Origin of the sequence: Agromyces kandeliae, assembly GCF_009674665.1 — a bacterium.
Classification (GTDB): Bacteria; Actinomycetota; Actinomycetes; order Actinomycetales; family Microbacteriaceae; genus Agromyces; species Agromyces kandeliae.
Window position 1 is genome coordinate 128,605 of sequence record NZ_WKJD01000006.1, and the last position, 15,317, is coordinate 143,921.

Consider the following 15,317-nt stretch of genomic DNA (forward strand, 5'->3'; position numbering starts at 1 on the left):
ACGAGCGCCGTCGATTCACGCCGCGCGGAGCTCGCCCCGGACGATCGAGTCGCCGGAGTGCGCGGGGTCGCCGTCGACCGGTTCGGCCGAGACGTCGACCAGCGGGTACTCGTCGAGGTCGATGCCGTCGGGGACGACGAGGCGCGCCGTGTCGCCGTCCATCAGGCCGAGGCTGACGAGGCCGGACGCGTCGGACCGGATGAGCCACACCTCGCGCACCTCCCCCTCCGGCACGTCGGCCGCGAGGTCGACGAGGATGGTGCGCTCCCCGGCCGCGTCCTGCTCGACCGTCGCGGTACCGACCGCGTCCCAGCCGGGGAAGGCGTCGAGCTCGGCACTCGCGAGCACGGTCGTCGCGTCGGGCACCGTGCCGCGTCCGCCGATGGCGACGCCGATGCCGATGCCCGCGAGCAGGCCGACGACCGCGGCGGCCGCGGCGATCGGCCACCACCTGCGCCGCCGGGCGCGCGCCGCCGGTGCCGCGACCGACGGGGTGCGAGGCCGGCTCGGCGGGACGTGGCGCTCCGGAGTCGCGGCCCGCAGCGCCGGGTCGCCCGCGTCGACCTGCGCGAACGGGTCGCCGGCGAGTTCGGGGGCGAGCCCCAGTTCGTCGTGGATGCGCGTCCACACCGCCGTCGGCGGGGCCTCGAGATCCTCGGACGAACCCTCGCGGCCGAGGTCGACCGTTCGCGCGAGCGCCGCGTACTCCGCCGCGCACACGTCGCAGGCGTCGAGGTGGGCGCGAACCGCGGCATCGGGCTCGCGGCCGTCGAGGGCCAGCACGGCCAGCTCATCAGGCTCGACGTGGTCCATCATCCACCTCCCATCGTGATCTCAGCCGGCTCAGGCTGCGTCGGACATGGCTCTTCACGGTGCCGATCGGGAGGTTCAACGCCTCGGCGATCTGCGAATGGCTGAGCTGGTCGTAGAACGCCAGCTGCATGACCCGTCGCGGCACCGGCTCCAGCCGGCCGAGTTCCTCGGCGACCATGGCACGCTCGGCGAAGTCGTCGTCGACCTCGGTCGCGGCGACGGACGCCTCGGCCACGAGGCTCTCCTCCAGGCGTCGGGTGCGAGCACGTGCTTCGTGCGCGTCGGCGATGCGGTGCTTCGTGATGCCGACGATCCATGCGCTGAGCGTGGACCGGGAGACGTCGAAGGTGCCCCGCCCGCGCCACGCGGCGAGGTAGACCTGCTGGGTCACGTCCTCGGCGTCGGTGCGATCTCCGAGCGAGCGCAGCGCGAGCCGGAAGACCAGCGGCGACCAGCGCGAGTACGCCTCGCGGAGCGCGCGCTCGTCGCCTGCGGAGAACTGCTCCGCGAGGGCTCGGTCGTCGAGGGTGTCGAAGGCGATCGGGCTCACCGTGCGGCGCTCATCCCTTCGTCGGCTCTGGCGGGACCGCACGTCGACCATGACGAGCGGCGGCGCCGCGATCGTCGACTGCGGCGTGGCCATCAGCATATCGAGCACCCCCTCCCATCTCCTCGGCATCCACGCGTCACGTCGGAACTGCGGTCACGACGAGGTTGCTGAGGTACCGCCGCGCCTCGTAGTCGAACGCGCCGCCGCACGTGACGAGCGTCAACCGCGGCGGCCCGGAACGATCGAACGCGGCATCCCAGTCGACAGCGGCCTTCTCCGTGACCTGGAGCGACTCGACGGCGTACGCGTGGCGCGTGCCCGCGGCATCCGTCACGAACACCGCGGTGCCCGATGCCGCATCCCGCAGCCTCGCGAACGGCAGCACGTCGTACTCGAGCGAGTCGACGTGGGCCGCGATGACGGTCGACCCCGCGTCCGAGCCGGGCGCCGGCCCCCACCGGTACCATGCGGCGAGCGCCGGATCGTCGAACAGTCCCATCGACCCGTCGGTTCCGAGGCCGACCGGCTCGATCGACATGTCGATGCCGAGGTCGGGGACCTCGATCCGGACCGGGGCCGGGGGCGCGGGCGCACGATTCGCCTCGAGCGAGGCGGAGCGACGCGGGATCTCGGGAACCGCGGATGCCGGCGCCGCCGCGGCCGGCCGTGCCCCAATCGCGTCGGACGCGGTCGGCTCGGGCGTCGCCGCCGACGGCGACGGGGCGGGGTCGGGCGCGTCGCCCCCGCCCGGCGCGATCGCGCACCCGACGAGGACGGCCAGCACGGCGACGGCCGCGACCGGGGACCCGAACACCCCGGCCGCGACCGTCTTCCCCCGCATGGTGATCAGCGCTCGGCCTTCGCCGACGCGGCCTTGCGGACCGCACCGGCGGCGATCGCGATCACCGAGAGCGCCGCGACGCCCGCGGCCGCCCAGAGCCCGAACACGCGCTCAGGTGCGTTCGTCGCGACGAGTCCGGCAGCCCCCGCCGGGACCCCGTCGGGGCTCGAGTGCATGCCCGTCACCGTCTGCACCGCGAGTGCGAGCGTGTCGTCCTCGAGGCTCCCCCAGGCGTAGGCGATCGTCAGCGTGCCCTCCGCCACGTCGACGGGTGCCGGCCCGAGCACCGGGTCGGTCGTGCCCGCGGCGGCGACCGAGGCCTCGACGGTGCCCGCGGGCAGGTCGAGCGATGCCTCGTCGGGGTTCGCGAGGTCCGTGATCACGGCCTCGCCGCCGGCGAGGACGTCGACGGCGGGTGCCGCGGCGACGTGGCGCACCGTCAGGCGGCCCTCTCCGGCGGCGATCTCGGAGACGTCGTTCGTGAACAGGTTCGCGGTCGGGTTGCCCTCGGCGTCGAGGTTCGCGACGGCCGTGTAGTTCCCGCCCGCCTCGAGCGGCAGGTCGACGGGCCCGATCACGGGCTCCGAGGAGTCCGCTGCGTCGGCGGCGGTGATCGCCACCGAGTACGTGCCCGCGGCCAGCTCGAGCGGGCCGGCGAGGTCGCCGGGCTCGAAGTCGTCGAGCGTCAGCTCGTCGTTCACGTACACGTCGACGGTGAGGCCGGGGACCCCGTGCAGCACGGAGAGCATGGCCGCGTCCTCGGCGGCGTTGGCCGGCGCGAGTCCGCCGAGCGCGACGAGCGCTCCGGCGCCGATTCCGGCGGCGATGATCTTCTTCATGGTGTCCTCCCGGTCGTTCCCGCGGTTCGCGGGGCGGATCTTGCCTGACACCACTTCCTTCCGGATCAACCGCGCGATCGGATGCACATGCATGCAAAGATCTCCGAGATCGGCGTCCGGCCGGCATGACGAAGGCCGGCGCCCGAGCTCGGTGCGCCGGCCTCCGGCCGTTCGAGGAGACTCGGTCAGCTGACGCCGAGCAGGTCGATCACGAAGATCAGCGTCTTGCCCGAGAGCGGGTGACCGCCCGCGGTGCCGTAGGCCTTCTGCGGCGGGACGGTGAGCTTGCGTCGGCCGCCGACCTTCATGCCGGGGATGCCCTCCTGCCAGCCGGCGATGAGCGCCTGCAGCGGGAAGTTGATCGACTGGCCGCGGCTCCACGACGAGTCGAACTCCTCGCCCGAGTCGTACTCGACGCCGAGGTAGTGGACGTCGACCGTCGAGCCGGGAGCGGCCTCGGGGCCGTCGCCGACGACGACGTCCTCGATGACGAGCTCGACGGGAGCCGGACCCTCGGGAGCCTCGACCTCGGGCTTGCTGTTCGTATCAGTCATGGGTCCATCCAAACGGATGCCGCGTGCCGACTCAATCGCGGACGCCCGTCCACCACGCTCTTGCGCCAACGGCGAACACGTTGCAGTCTGTAGCCCTAAGAGCTCGTCGCCCCGGAGCGCTGTCGGCTGAGGCCACACCGCGGGGCGACGAGTTTCTTCGTGTACGGAGGCCATCGGGACCACCGCGACGAGGAAGGGGCAGGCGGCGGAATCGCCGCCCCACGGCGTGGAGCTGTGCTGCGGCTCACTCCTCCATGAGCCGCGAGCGGATGAGGAATCGGACGCCCTCGGGCGCTTCGAGCGAGAACCCGCTCCCCCGGCCAGGCACGACGTCGACCGTGAGGTGCGTGTGGCGCCAGTACCGGAACTGCTCGGCCGACATCCAGAACGGCACGACCCTCCCCGAGCCGAGGTCGAGCTCCCCGAGGAGCACGTCGGCCGCGCTCGTGGCGAAGTCGCCGGCCGGGTAGCACATCGGCGCGCTGCCGTCGCAGCATCCGCCGGACTGGTGGAACATCAGCGGTCCGTGCTTCGCCCACAGCGTCGCGAGCAGGACGCCCGCCGCGGGCGTGAGCTCCACCCGCGGCGAGACGTCGCCCTCCACCGTGACCGATGCGACCACGCGTGCGGCGAGCGCCGCGACATCCGTCGTCTCGATCGTCATGGCCGGCTCCCGATCAGAAGTACCCGAGCGGGTTCTCGCTGTAGCTGACGAGGAGGTTCTTCGTCTGCTGGTAGTGCGCGAGCGCCTCCTTGTTGTTCTCGCGGCCGATGCCGGAGGACTTGTAGCCGCCGAACGCCGCGCCCGCGGGGTAGGCGTGGTAGTTGTTCACCCACACGCGGCCCGCCTGGATGTCGCGACCGGCCCGGTACGCCTCGTTGCCGTTGCGGCTCCAGACGCCGGCGCCGAGGCCGTAGAGCGTGTCGTTCGCGATCCGGATCGCGTCGTCGTAGTCCTGGAAGCTCGTGACCGCGACCACCGGGCCGAAGATCTCCTCCTGGAAGAGCCGCATCCGGTTCTCCCCCTCGAAGATCGTCGGGGCGACGTAGTAGCCCTCGCTGAGGTCGCCGCCGAGGTCGACGCGCTCACCGCCGAGCAGCAGCTTCGCGCCCTCCTTCTTGCCGATGTCGATGTAGCTCAGGATCTTCTCGAGCTGGTCGTTCGACGCCTGCGCGCCGACCTGCGTCTCGGTGTCGAGGGGGTTGCCCTGCCGGGCGAGCTTCGTCCGCTCGATCGCGTCGTCGAGGAACGTGTCGTAGATCGACTTCTGGATGAGCGACCGGCTCGGGCACGTGCAGACCTCGCCCTGGTTGAACGCGAACAGGCTGAAGCCCTCGAGCGCCTTCTCGTAGAACGCGTCGCGGCGGTCCGCGACCGACTCGAACACGATGTTCGGGCTCTTGCCGCCGAGCTCGACGGTCGAGGGGATGATGTTCGCCGACGCGTACTGCAGGATGAGGCGGCCCGTCGTCGTCTCCCCCGTGAACGCGATCTTGCGGATCCGGTTCGACGATGCCAGCGGCTTGCCCGCCTCGACGCCGAAGCCGTTGACGACGTTCAGCACACCGGCCGGCAGCAGGTCGGCGATGAGCTCGACGAGCACCAGGATCGAGACGGGCGTCTGCTCGGCGGGCTTCAGCACGACCGCGTTGCCCGCGGCGAGCGCTGGGGCGAGCTTCCACACGGCCATGAGCAGCGGGAAGTTCCACGGGATGATCTGGCCGACCACGCCGAGCGGCTCGTCGAAGTGGTAGGCGACATTGTCCTCGTCGAGCTGCGTGAAGCTCCCCTCCTGCGCCCGGATGAGGCTCGCGAAGTAGCGGAAGTGGTCGCTCGCGAGCGGCAGGTCGGCGTTCAGCGGCTCGCGGATCGACTTGCCGTTGTCCCACGTCTCGGCGACCGCGAGGAGCTCGAGGTTCGCGTCGATGCGGTCGGCGATCGCGTTCAGGATGGCGGCGCGGTGCGCGGTGCTCGTGCGACCCCACGCGGGCGCGGCCTTGTGGGCCGCATCGAGTGCGGCCTCGATGTCGGCCGCGGTGCCGCGGGCGACCTCGGCGAAGGGCCTGCCGTTCACGGGCGAGATGTCGTCGAAGTAGGCGCCCCCCGCTGGCTTCACCCACTCCCCGCCGATGAAGTGCTCGTAGCGCGGCTTGAACTGGATCAGTGCGCCGGCGGTGCCGGGCGCGGCGTACACGGTCATCGTGTCTCCTCGTGACGTCGTCGTCATGCCCTCGGAGTGGGGCGATCGTCACGGTACGAGCTCAGGCGTTGCGTCCCGGTTGCCCGAGGGTTGCAGCCGCGTTGCAGTGCAGGGGCGGATGCCGCGCGCCGGCGGATGCCGCGGGCTCGCGGCTCAGCGCAGCGCCGCGTCGATCCGCTCGAGGTGCGCGACGACCGACGCCCTCCTCGGCGAGCGGGCGGGCAGCACCTCGAGCAGCGCGCGCCAGATCCCGGCGTCGTAGCGGTGCTCGTCGCGTTCGGCGAAGGCCAGCAGGACCTCGGGCGCGGCGTCGGCGAGCATCGACTCGCGCAGCCGGCTCGCGAGCTCGTCGCGGAGCTCGACGATTCCCGGCGCCGTCGACGCCGGCAGGATCGGCCCGGGATACTGCTCGAGCGCCCGGCGCAGCGACCCCTGCCCGACGAGCCGCGAGACGCGCGCGGCATCGACGTCGAGCTCGCGGCCGAGGCGGTACGGGCGCGACTCCAGCGGCGGCTCGCCCGCCGCCTCGAGCACGCGGCGGAGGCGCGTCATCTCGGCGCGCAGCGTGACCGGGGACGGGTCGCCCTCGTAGACGAGCGCTGCCAGTCTCTCGGCGCCGAGGCCGCGCGGATGCCATGCGAGCAGGGTGAGGATCTCGGCGTGCCTCGGGCCGAGCTCGTGGGCGCCGAGCCGGGGCCGTCGCTCGCCGAGCACCGCGAGCGACGTGCGCTCGACGGGGAGCGATCGCATGCGGGACCGGCGGATGGTGCTGCGCACCGTGGTCTCGAGGTTCGCGATGCGCAGTTCGGCCTCGACCGCCGCGACGGTCGCGGACACGAGCGACATGGCGTGCGGTGCGACGGCGAGGTCGGTTCCCGTGATGTCGATGACGCCCAGCAGGGCGCCCGTCACCGGGTCGTGCACCGGCGCGGCCGTGCAGCTCCACGGGTGCACGATGCGGTTGTAGTGCTCCGCGCCGCGGATCTGCACGGCTCGATCGAGCTGCAGGGCGGTGCCGGGCGCGCTCGTGCCGATGGTCGACTCCGACCAGTCGGCCCCGGCGACGAAGAGCATGTCCTCGGCGCGACGACGCAGGTGCGGATCGCCCTCGACGAAGAGCAGGCGCCCCTGTGCGTCGCCCACGGCGACGACCAGCCCGGCGTCCTCCGTGCCGTCGACGAGCAGTCGGCGGATGACCGGCATCACGGGCGCGAGCGCATGGGAGGCGCGGTAGACGCGGAACTCGTCCTCGTCGAGTTCGATGCGCGGGAGCGCCCGTTCGGGGTCGATGGCACCGCGGATGGCACGTTCCCACGACTCGCGGACCACCGGGCGCAGGCTGAGCGGCACCACTCCGGTCGTCAGCGCGTCGTCCTGGGCGCGCACCAGTCGGTCGCGCAGGAAGCGGTCACCGCTCCCTCGCGGATCCTGCTGCGGCACGGGCACGCCGCCTCCGATCGCCGTCAATCCGGAACGGGGCCATCATAGTCGTCGGGCACGGCACCCGGACCCGCCCTGCGGGGTTCCGGTCAGTCGATGGCGTACAGGAGCCCGCCGGCCGTGCCGGCGTACACCCGTTCCTTCACCGCCGACGCGCCGGACATGGGCTCGCCCGCGCCGATGACGTCGACCCAGCGCACGAGGCCGACCGCCGGATCCAACGCGACGAGCTCGCCCGTCGAGGTCGTGGCGAACAGCCCCTCCTTGTCGATGGCGGCGCTCGTCACGGCGAGCGGGGTACCGAGCGCGACGGAGGCATCGGTGATCCAGCGCACGAGCCCCGTCCCGGGATCGAGCGAGACGACGAGTCCCGCGGAGGTCCCGGCGGCGAGCCCGTCCTTGTCGGCCGCGACGGCGGTCAGCGCCTGGTCCGACCCGACGACCCCGGCGACGTCGGTCACCCAGTGCACGAGGCCGACCGCCGGATCCAGCGCCACGAGGTGTCCGTCGTCGGTGCTCGCGAACAGTCCGCCCTTGCCGAGCGCGACCCCGGTCACGGCGACGGGTGCGCCGATCACGGCATCGACGTAGGTCACCCACCGGACCAGGCCGGTGGCCGCATCGATCGAGACGACCTGCCCGGTCGTCGTGCCGACGACGACCCCGTCCTTGTCCGCGGCGACCGAGGTCAGCCCGAGGCCGCCGCCGACGACCTGGTCGACGAACGTGACCCACCGCACGGATCCGACGACGGGGTCGAGCGCGATCGCTGCGCCGCCCTGCATCGCGGCGAACAGGCCGCCCTTGCCGGCCGCCACGCCGGCGACGGCCGAGGGCGTGCCCGAGGCCCCCGCGGCATCCGTGACCCAGCGGGTGAGCCCGGTGCCCGCATCGGCGGCGACGAGCGCGCCGGTCGAGGTCCCGGCGACGACCACGTCCTTCTCGGCGGTCGTCGAGGTCACCGCGACCGGCTCGCCGACCACCGTCGACAGGTCGGCGATCCAGGTGATCGAGCCGGTCGAGACGGTCGCGGCCGCGGCGGGCGCGGCGCCGGCGCCGGTGAGGACGAGGACCGCTCCGACGATGGCGGACAGCGCGCGTGCGGACATCATGGGAGACCCCCGTGTCGAGGCGTTCGGGCCCGATGAACGCACCGTACTCCCACTGCGGCGGGCGGTCAACGGGCGCTGCGTCAGCCCGAGATCGCCGCCCGATCCCGCACCACGGCCTCGAGGAGCACCCGCTCGTCCTCGTGCCGGCGCACGTCGGCGCGGCCGGTCGCGATGACGTTCCGGGTGAAGGCCAGCCGCGTGGCATCCGCGATGAATCGCTGGACCTGCGGGGTGCGCGGCGGATGCTGCGCCCGGGCCCACGCGAGCGCGGCCCGTCGGCCGGGCCAGGTCGAGAGCCCGTCGACCTCGTCCTGGCTGAACCAGCCGGCCGCGGCGTACTCGGACAGCCGGACCCGGGTCACGCGCTGCTCCTCCCGGCGCAGCAGGACGGTCACGACGATCGCGGCGATGAAGATCGGCACCTGCACGGTGAAGTAGAGCGCGAAGGCGTCGGCGAACGCGAGGGAGCCGTTCCAGAACGCGTGCAGCAGGATGGCGCCGAGCAGCCCGATCACGAACCAGGTGATGACACCGGCCCCGCGACCGCGTCGTGCGGCGAATCCGATCGCGACGCCCGTGCACGCCGTGAACAGGACGTGGGCGAACGGGGAGAACAGCCCGCGGATGATGAACGTGGTGCCGAGCTCCGCGGCACCGCCCTCGATGAGCGCGACGCCGAAGTAGAGGACGTTCTCGGTGAAGGCGAAGCCCGCGGCGACCGTCGCGCCGTAGACGAGGCCGTCGACCGGGCCGTCGAAGTGCGACCGCGCGAGCAGGAAGATCAGGAGCACGCCCGCACCCTTGGCCAGTTCCTCGACGACCGGCGCCTGCACGACGGCCTGCAGCGCCTCGTCGGTCGTCGCGCCGTCGGGCGAGGTGAAGGCGGCGAAGAGCTGCACGCCGAGGTCGACGACGAGGGCGATCGCGACCGACACGGCCGCACCCCAGAGGAACGCGAGCCACAGGGCCCAGCGCGGCTCGGGCTCCCACCGGTCGATCCACCGGACCGCGAACAGCACGATCGCGAGCGGCACGAGGGCGACGAGCGTGCCGACGACGACGACCGACGCGCCGAGCGAGACGGCGAGGTAGCCGGCGACGAGGATCGCGACGAGCCCCGCGATGGCGATGAGGACGACGATGGCGGCGCCCGCGCCCGGTCGCCTGGGAGCGGGGTTCGCGAATGCCGGGTCGCCCGAGGGCGGTCCTGCGGGGTCGGTCTGCCCGTGCGGATCGGCGGGCGGCGTCAGGCTCACGCCGGAAGCCTAGCGATCGCCGCCGCCGCCGGGCGCGAACATCACGCCCGGGTTCAGGATGCCGGCCGGGTCGAACACGGCCTTGATCCGTCGCTGCAGGTCGACGGACGCGTCGCCCAGCTCCTCGGCGAGCCATCGCCGCTTCAGCACGCCGACGCCGTGCTCGCCGGTCAGCGTGCCGCCGAGCCGCACCGCGGCGCGGAACAGCTCATCGGCGGCCGTCCAGATGTGCTCGGGCACCTCGTCGCCCTCGAACACGAAGTTCGGGTGCAGGTTGCCGTCCCCCGCATGCGCGAGGGTCGGGATCTCCACGCCGTAGCGTGCCCCGATCCGTGCGATCTCGCGGAACATCTCCGGCAGCCGCGAGCGCGGCACCGCGACGTCCTCGATGAGCACGTTGCCGCGCGACGCGAGCGCGGGGTGCATCGCGCGGCGGATGTCGAGCAGGCGCTCGCCCGTCGCGGCATCCGTCGACCGCTCGACCCGACCGCCGGCCTCGCGGAACACGCGCGCGATCGTGTCCGCCTCGGCCGCGGCGTCCCCGGCGTCGCACTGGGCGAGGAGGAACGTCTCGCCCGGGGCGAAGTCGGCGAGCGGCGTGCCCGCGAGCGCGTCGGCGCCGAGGTGCTCGGCGACGCGCTCGAGCCCGACGGGGTCGATGAGCTCGAGGATCGCCGGGCGCACGCGCGCCGCGGCGACGCCGCCGACCGCGACGCCCGCCGACTCGACGTCCGGGAAGGCCGCGGCGACGGTCTGGATCGGGCCGTGCACCACGGGGCGGAGCCGGAGCGTCGCCTCGACGATCACGCCGAGCGTGCCCTCCGACCCCGTCATGAGCGCCGTGAGGTCGTAGCCGGTGACGCCCTTGACCGTGCGGTGGCCGGTACGCAGCAGCGAGCCGTCGGCGAGGACCACCGCGAGGCCGAGCACGCTCTCGCGCGTGACGCCGTACTTCGCGCACAGCAGTCCGCCGGCATTCGTGGCGATGTTGCCGCCGATCGACGAGATGGCACGGCTCGCGGGGTCGGGCGCGTACCAGAGCCCGCGCTCACGGGCGGCGTGGTCGAGGTCGCCGTTCAGCACGCCGGGCTCGACGACGGCGAGCTCGTCGACGTCGTCGATCTCGAGGATCCGGTCCATGCGCGAGAGGTCGAGCACGATCGATCCGCGGCTCGAGATCGCGCCCCCGGCGAGGCCGGTCCCGGCGCCGCGCGGAACCACCGGCGTGCCGGTGGCGCCGGCGATCCGCATGAGCTCCTGCACGTCCCCGACGGATGCCGCGTGCACGAGTGCCACCGGCGGCGCGTCGCTGCGCCATCCGGAGCGGTCCTCGCGCGCCGCCTCCAGGACGGGCCCATCGAAGGCGACGCGATCGCCGAAGGCGTCGGCGAGGCGCGAGCGCACCTCCGCGCTCGCCGGGCCTGCGGATTCGGCGGTGGACAGCGGGGCATCACTGGGCATGCGAACCAGCCTAGCGATGCAGCCATGTCCGATTTCCGCTATGCAGCCACGCGGGCGGATGCGACGCTGGAGAGGTGACCACGACCGACACCGCCGATCCCCTCGCCGACCCGGCGTTCGCCGAGCGGTACCGCGCGATGCTCGCGCGCGACGCGCGCTTCGACGGCCAGTTCATCACGGGCGTGCACTCGACCGGCATCTACTGCCGGCCGAGCTGCCCGGCTGCCCCGCCGAAGCCGCGCAACGTGACCTTCTACCGGACCGCCGCCGCCGCGCACGAGGCCGGCCTCCGGGCCTGCAAGCGGTGCCTCCCCGACGCCGTCCCCGGTTCGCCCGAGTGGGACCTCGACGACGACCTCGCCGCCCGGGCCATGCGGCTCATCGCCGACGGCGTCGTCGAACGGGAGGGCGTGCCCGGCCTCGCGGGGCGGCTCGGCTACACGCCCCGCCACCTCACGCGAGTCCTCACCGCCGAGCTCGGCGCCGGGCCGCTCGCCCTGGCCAGGGCCCATCGCGCGCAGACCGCGCGCGCGCTGCTCACCTCGACCACCATGCGCGTGTCCGACGTCGCGTTCGCCTCCGGATTCGGCAGCATCCGCCAGTTCAACGACACGGTGCGCGCGGTCTACGAGCGCAGCCCGCTCGAGCTGCGTGCCTCGGCGCGTGCGCGACGAGGGAGCCGGGCGTCGGCCGCGTCGGCGCCGACGGCGATCGGAGCGGACCGCGAGGCCGACGGCGCGGCGCCCGGACCCGGCGACGCCGGCCTCGTCCGGCTCCGCCTCCCCGCACGCGCGCCGTTCGACTCCGCCGGCGTCTTCGCGTGGCTCGCGACCCGGGCGCTCGCCGGCGTCGAGGTCGCCGCGGGCGACCGCTACGAGCGCACCCTCGCCCTGCCGACCGGCCCGGCCCTCGTGCGGCTGGCCGCCGTCGACGACGCGCCCGCCCTCGACGTGGAGGCGCACCTCGCGAGCCTCGCCGACCTCGCCCCGCTCGTCGCCCGGGTCCGCCGCCTCTTCGATCTCGACGCCGACGCGGAGGCGATCGATGCCGCGCTCGCCGCCGACCCGGTGCTGGCGCCGGCGATCGCCGCGTCGCCCGGAATCCGCATGCCGGGCTGCCTCGACCCGCACGAGCTCGTCGTGCGCGCGCTGGTCGGCCAGCAGGTCTCGGTCCCCGCGGCGCGCACGGCGCTGACCCGGCTCGCCGCCGACCTCGGCGAGCCCGTCCGGTTCGCGGGGCGCGCGCACACGCTCTTCCCCACGGCGGAGGCGATCGCCGAGCACGGCGCCGACGTGCTGCGGGGCCCGGCCGCCCGGATCCGCACGATCCTCGACGTGTGCGGCCGGCTCGCCTCCGGCGACCTCGTCGTCGCGCCCGAGCGGGAACGCGGCGAGCTGCGCGCCGAGCTGCTCGCGGTGCCGGGAATCGGCCCGTGGACGGCCGGCTACCTCGCCATGCGCGTGACGCGGGAGCCCGACGAACTGCTGGTCTCCGACCTCGCGCTCCGGAACGGGGCGGCGCGACTCGGCCTGCCCTCCGACGCGAAGGAGCTCGCCGCGCGCGGCGCCGCCTGGGCGCCCTGGCGGAGCTACGCGTCGATGCACCTCTGGCGCATCGCGGCATCCGCATTGTCGACGTGACGGAGCATGCAGCCCACTTCGTTGTACGTTCTGCACAGCGGTCGGGCGAAGCCGGCCGATAGCCTAGGTGAGTGAAGTTCGCGCACCTCCGAGTCGAAGGCCAGACGACCCCACGACTCGCGGTGGTCGACGACGAACGGGCGATGTTCCTCGACGAGGTGATGCCGGAGGCCCCGCGCGACCTGCAGGAACTCATCGAGCAGGGCCCCGAGGCGCTCGCCGACGTGCGCGCCGCGGTCGACGCCGCGGTCGCGTCGGGCGCCCCGACCGCACCGGTCTCCGAACTCCGGCACGACTCGGCCGTCCTCCGGCCGTCGCAGGTGCTCGCGATCGGCGCGAACTACGCGGCTCACGCCTCGGAGCTCAAGCTCCGCTCCGAGTCGGCGATGACGATCTTCTCGCTGTGGCCGAACTCCCTGGGCGCGCACGGCGCGACGACCACCTGGGCGGGCGACGTCGCCACACAGGTCGACTACGAGGCCGAGCTCGGCGTCATCATCGGCACGCCGGCGCGCGACGTCTCGCCGCAGGACGCCCTCGATCACGTCTGGGGCTACACGGTCGTGAACGACATCACGGCGCGCGACATCCAGTTCAGCGAGGCGCAGTGGTCGCGCTGCAAGTCCTTCGACGGCTTCACCCCGACCGGCCCGGTCGTCGTGACCGCCGACGAGATCCCCGATCCTCAGGACCTCTGGCTCACCACCAACCTCGACGGCCACATCCTCCAGGACGCCTCGACGAACGAGATGGTCCGGAGCGTGGCGGAGATCATCTCCTACCTGTCGAAGACGGCGACCGTCCCCGCCGGCACGCTCATCTCGACCGGGAGCCCCGGCGGCGCCGGGTACTCCCGCAACCCGCAGGTCTTCCTCCACGACGGCTCCACCGTGACCGTCACCATCGAGGGCATCGGCTCGCTCACCACGCACTGCCGCGTCATCTGACGCGAGGCGCATCGGCTCGCGTTCCGGGCTCGGCACGACGATGAGGGCGACGGATGCCGCGCGGCCTCCGTCGCCCTCGGAATCGCCCGGGTGCGCCGAGCTCAGTCGCTCGGCTCGCCCTTCAGCTCGACCACGTTGATCGCCTGCGTGATCGGGTGCACGCCCGAGAGGCGCGACGGCATCAGCTGGCGGGTCACGTCCTCGCGCGTCATGAGGCCCGCCTCGACGACGAGGTCGGCGACCGGCCGGCCCGTGGTGAGCGCGGCCTTGGCGAGCTTCGCCGCCTCGGCGTAGCCGATGAACGGGATGAGCGCGGTGATCACGCCGACGCTCGAGGCGACCTGCGCCTCGAGGTGCTCGGTGTTCGGGGTGATCCCGTCGACGCAGTTCACGCGGAGGGTCCAGCACGCCTGGCGCATCCAGGTGATCGACTGCAGGAGCGAGTGCGCGATGACCGGCTCGAACGCGTTGAGCTGCAGCTGGCCGTTCTCGGCGGCCATCATGACCGTGACGTCCGCGCCCGCGACGGCATAGGCCACCTGGCTGACCGCCTCTGGGATCACCGGGTTCACCTTGCCCGGCATGATGCTCGAGCCCGCCTGCTTCGGCGGGAGGTGGATCTCGCCGAGGCCCGCCTGCGGGCCCGACGAGAGCAGCCGGAGGTCGTTGCAGATCTTCGACAGCTTGATCGCGCTGCGCTTCAGCGCGCTCGAGAACGTCATGAAGACGCCGGTGTCGCTCGTCGCCTCGACGAGGTCGGGCGCCGTCTCGAGCCGCTGCCCGGTGATCTCGCTGAGGTGACGCACGACCGCGGCCGCGTAGCCCGGGTCTGCAGTGATGCCCGTGCCGACGGCGGTGCCGCCGAGGTTCACCTCGGAGAGCAGCTTGATCGTCTCGCGGAGGCGGGCGATGTCCTCGCCGAGCGTGGTGGCGAAGCCGTGGAACTCCTGGCCGAGGGTCATCGGCACCGCGTCCTGGAGCTGCGTGCGGCCGACCTTCAGCACCTCGTGGAACTCGCGGCCCTTGCGGCCGAACGAGATGCGGAGCAGGTCGAGCTCGGTGAGCATCGTCGTCAGCGACGCGGTCATCGCGAGCTTCAGCGCGGTCGGGTAGGTGTCGTTCGTCGACTGGCTGCGGTTGACGTCGTCGATCGGGTGGATGAGGTCGTAGCGGGCGCGCGGGTAGCCCGCGATCTCGAGCGCGACGTTCGCGATGACCTCGTTCGCGTTCATGTTCGTCGAGGTGCCCGCGCCGCCCTGGATGACGCCCACCACGAACTGGTCGTGGAACTCGCCGTCGATGATGCGCTGGCAGGCCTCGTCGATCCACGCCTGCTTGCGCGGGTCGAGCGCTCCGAGCTCCTTGTTCGCCCGGCACGCGGCCTGCTTCACCTGCGCGAGCGCCACGACGAGCTCGGGGTAGACGGAGATCGGCCGCTTGGAGATCGGGAAGTTCTGGAGCGCGCGCATCGTGTGCACGCCCCAGTAGGCGTCTGCTGGGACCTCGACCGATCCGAGCGAGTCGGTCTCGGTCCGCGTCTCTGTCGTGTTCGTGGGGATCACCTCGTCGTTCGATCGGACGCTCTCGACGGTGTTGGGATGCGGTCGGGTCATCGACACTTCGGCTCCATCGCCTCGGGGACGCGCGGGATCGCCGCGCTCGG

At 73.0% G+C, this 15,317-nt stretch carries 14 protein-coding genes; 2 read left to right on the forward strand and 12 right to left on the reverse strand.

Annotation, left to right across the window (positions count from 1 at the left end):
* Positions 1–15 precede the first annotated feature (15 nt).
* The 11 genes from GJR97_RS02965 to GJR97_RS03015 all read right to left on the reverse strand — a co-directional run bounded on the left by GJR97_RS02965 (position 16) and on the right by GJR97_RS03015 (position 11,067).
* Positions 16–813 (reverse strand): anti-sigma factor, encoded by a 798-nt coding sequence (locus tag GJR97_RS02965; RefSeq protein WP_195760593.1) that lies wholly within the window; start codon positions 811–813, stop codon positions 16–18.
* Positions 794–1,456, reverse strand: a complete 663-nt coding sequence (locus GJR97_RS02970; RefSeq protein ID WP_229275940.1) for an RNA polymerase sigma factor — start codon at positions 1,454–1,456, stop codon at positions 794–796. Before GJR97_RS02970 ends, GJR97_RS02965 begins: the two co-directional genes overlap by 20 nt.
* A gap of 43 nt (positions 1,457–1,499) precedes the next feature.
* Positions 1,500–2,204, reverse strand: coding sequence for a class F sortase (locus GJR97_RS02975; protein ID WP_154345037.1), 705 nt, complete (start codon positions 2,202–2,204; stop codon positions 1,500–1,502).
* Positions 2,205–2,209: 5 nt separating this feature from the next.
* Positions 2,210–3,043 (reverse strand): DUF4397 domain-containing protein, encoded by an 834-nt coding sequence (locus GJR97_RS02980; RefSeq protein WP_154345038.1) that lies wholly within the window; start codon positions 3,041–3,043, stop codon positions 2,210–2,212.
* 185 nt (positions 3,044–3,228) lie between these two features.
* Positions 3,229–3,597, reverse strand: a complete 369-nt coding sequence (locus GJR97_RS02985; protein ID WP_154345039.1) for an FKBP-type peptidyl-prolyl cis-trans isomerase — start codon at positions 3,595–3,597, stop codon at positions 3,229–3,231.
* Positions 3,598–3,841: 244 nt separating this feature from the next.
* Entirely contained in the window at positions 3,842–4,261 is a 420-nt protein-coding gene (locus GJR97_RS02990) for a DUF779 domain-containing protein (protein ID WP_154345040.1), read from the reverse strand.
* A gap of 13 nt (positions 4,262–4,274) precedes the next feature.
* Entirely contained in the window at positions 4,275–5,798 is a 1,524-nt protein-coding gene (gene exaC / locus GJR97_RS02995) for an acetaldehyde dehydrogenase ExaC (protein WP_154345041.1), read from the reverse strand.
* A gap of 153 nt (positions 5,799–5,951) precedes the next feature.
* Positions 5,952–7,265 (reverse strand): GAF domain-containing protein, encoded by a 1,314-nt coding sequence (locus GJR97_RS03000; RefSeq protein ID WP_229275941.1) that lies wholly within the window; start codon positions 7,263–7,265, stop codon positions 5,952–5,954.
* Positions 7,266–7,327: 62 nt separating this feature from the next.
* A complete protein-coding gene (locus GJR97_RS03005) occupies positions 7,328–8,350 on the reverse strand; it encodes an outer membrane protein assembly factor BamB family protein (protein ID WP_229275942.1) in 1,023 nt (340 codons plus the stop codon).
* An 80-nt stretch (positions 8,351–8,430) separates the two neighbouring features.
* The gene (locus GJR97_RS03010; protein ID WP_324613079.1) at positions 8,431–9,606 is read right to left on the reverse strand and encodes a PrsW family intramembrane metalloprotease; all 1,176 of its coding nucleotides are present in this window, start codon (positions 9,604–9,606) and stop codon (positions 8,431–8,433) included.
* Positions 9,607–9,615: 9 nt separating this feature from the next.
* Positions 9,616–11,067: an FAD-binding oxidoreductase gene (locus GJR97_RS03015; protein ID WP_154345043.1), complete on the reverse strand. Its 1,452-nt coding sequence runs from the start codon at positions 11,065–11,067 to the stop codon at positions 9,616–9,618.
* Between the two features lie 74 nt (positions 11,068–11,141).
* On the opposite strand from GJR97_RS03015, the gene GJR97_RS03020 reads away from it, so the two are divergent.
* A complete protein-coding gene (locus GJR97_RS03020) occupies positions 11,142–12,707 on the forward strand; it encodes an AlkA N-terminal domain-containing protein (RefSeq protein ID WP_324613080.1) in 1,566 nt (521 codons plus the stop codon).
* Positions 12,708–12,778: 71 nt separating this feature from the next.
* On the forward strand, positions 12,779–13,654 hold the full coding sequence (locus GJR97_RS03025) for a fumarylacetoacetate hydrolase family protein (protein WP_324613081.1): 876 nt from the start codon (positions 12,779–12,781) through the stop codon (positions 13,652–13,654).
* 101 nt (positions 13,655–13,755) lie between these two features.
* Here the strand turns inward: GJR97_RS03025 and GJR97_RS03030 are convergent, their stop codons facing one another.
* Positions 13,756–15,267: an aspartate ammonia-lyase gene (locus GJR97_RS03030; protein WP_154345044.1), complete on the reverse strand. Its 1,512-nt coding sequence runs from the start codon at positions 15,265–15,267 to the stop codon at positions 13,756–13,758.
* Positions 15,268–15,317: the final 50 nt, after the last annotated feature.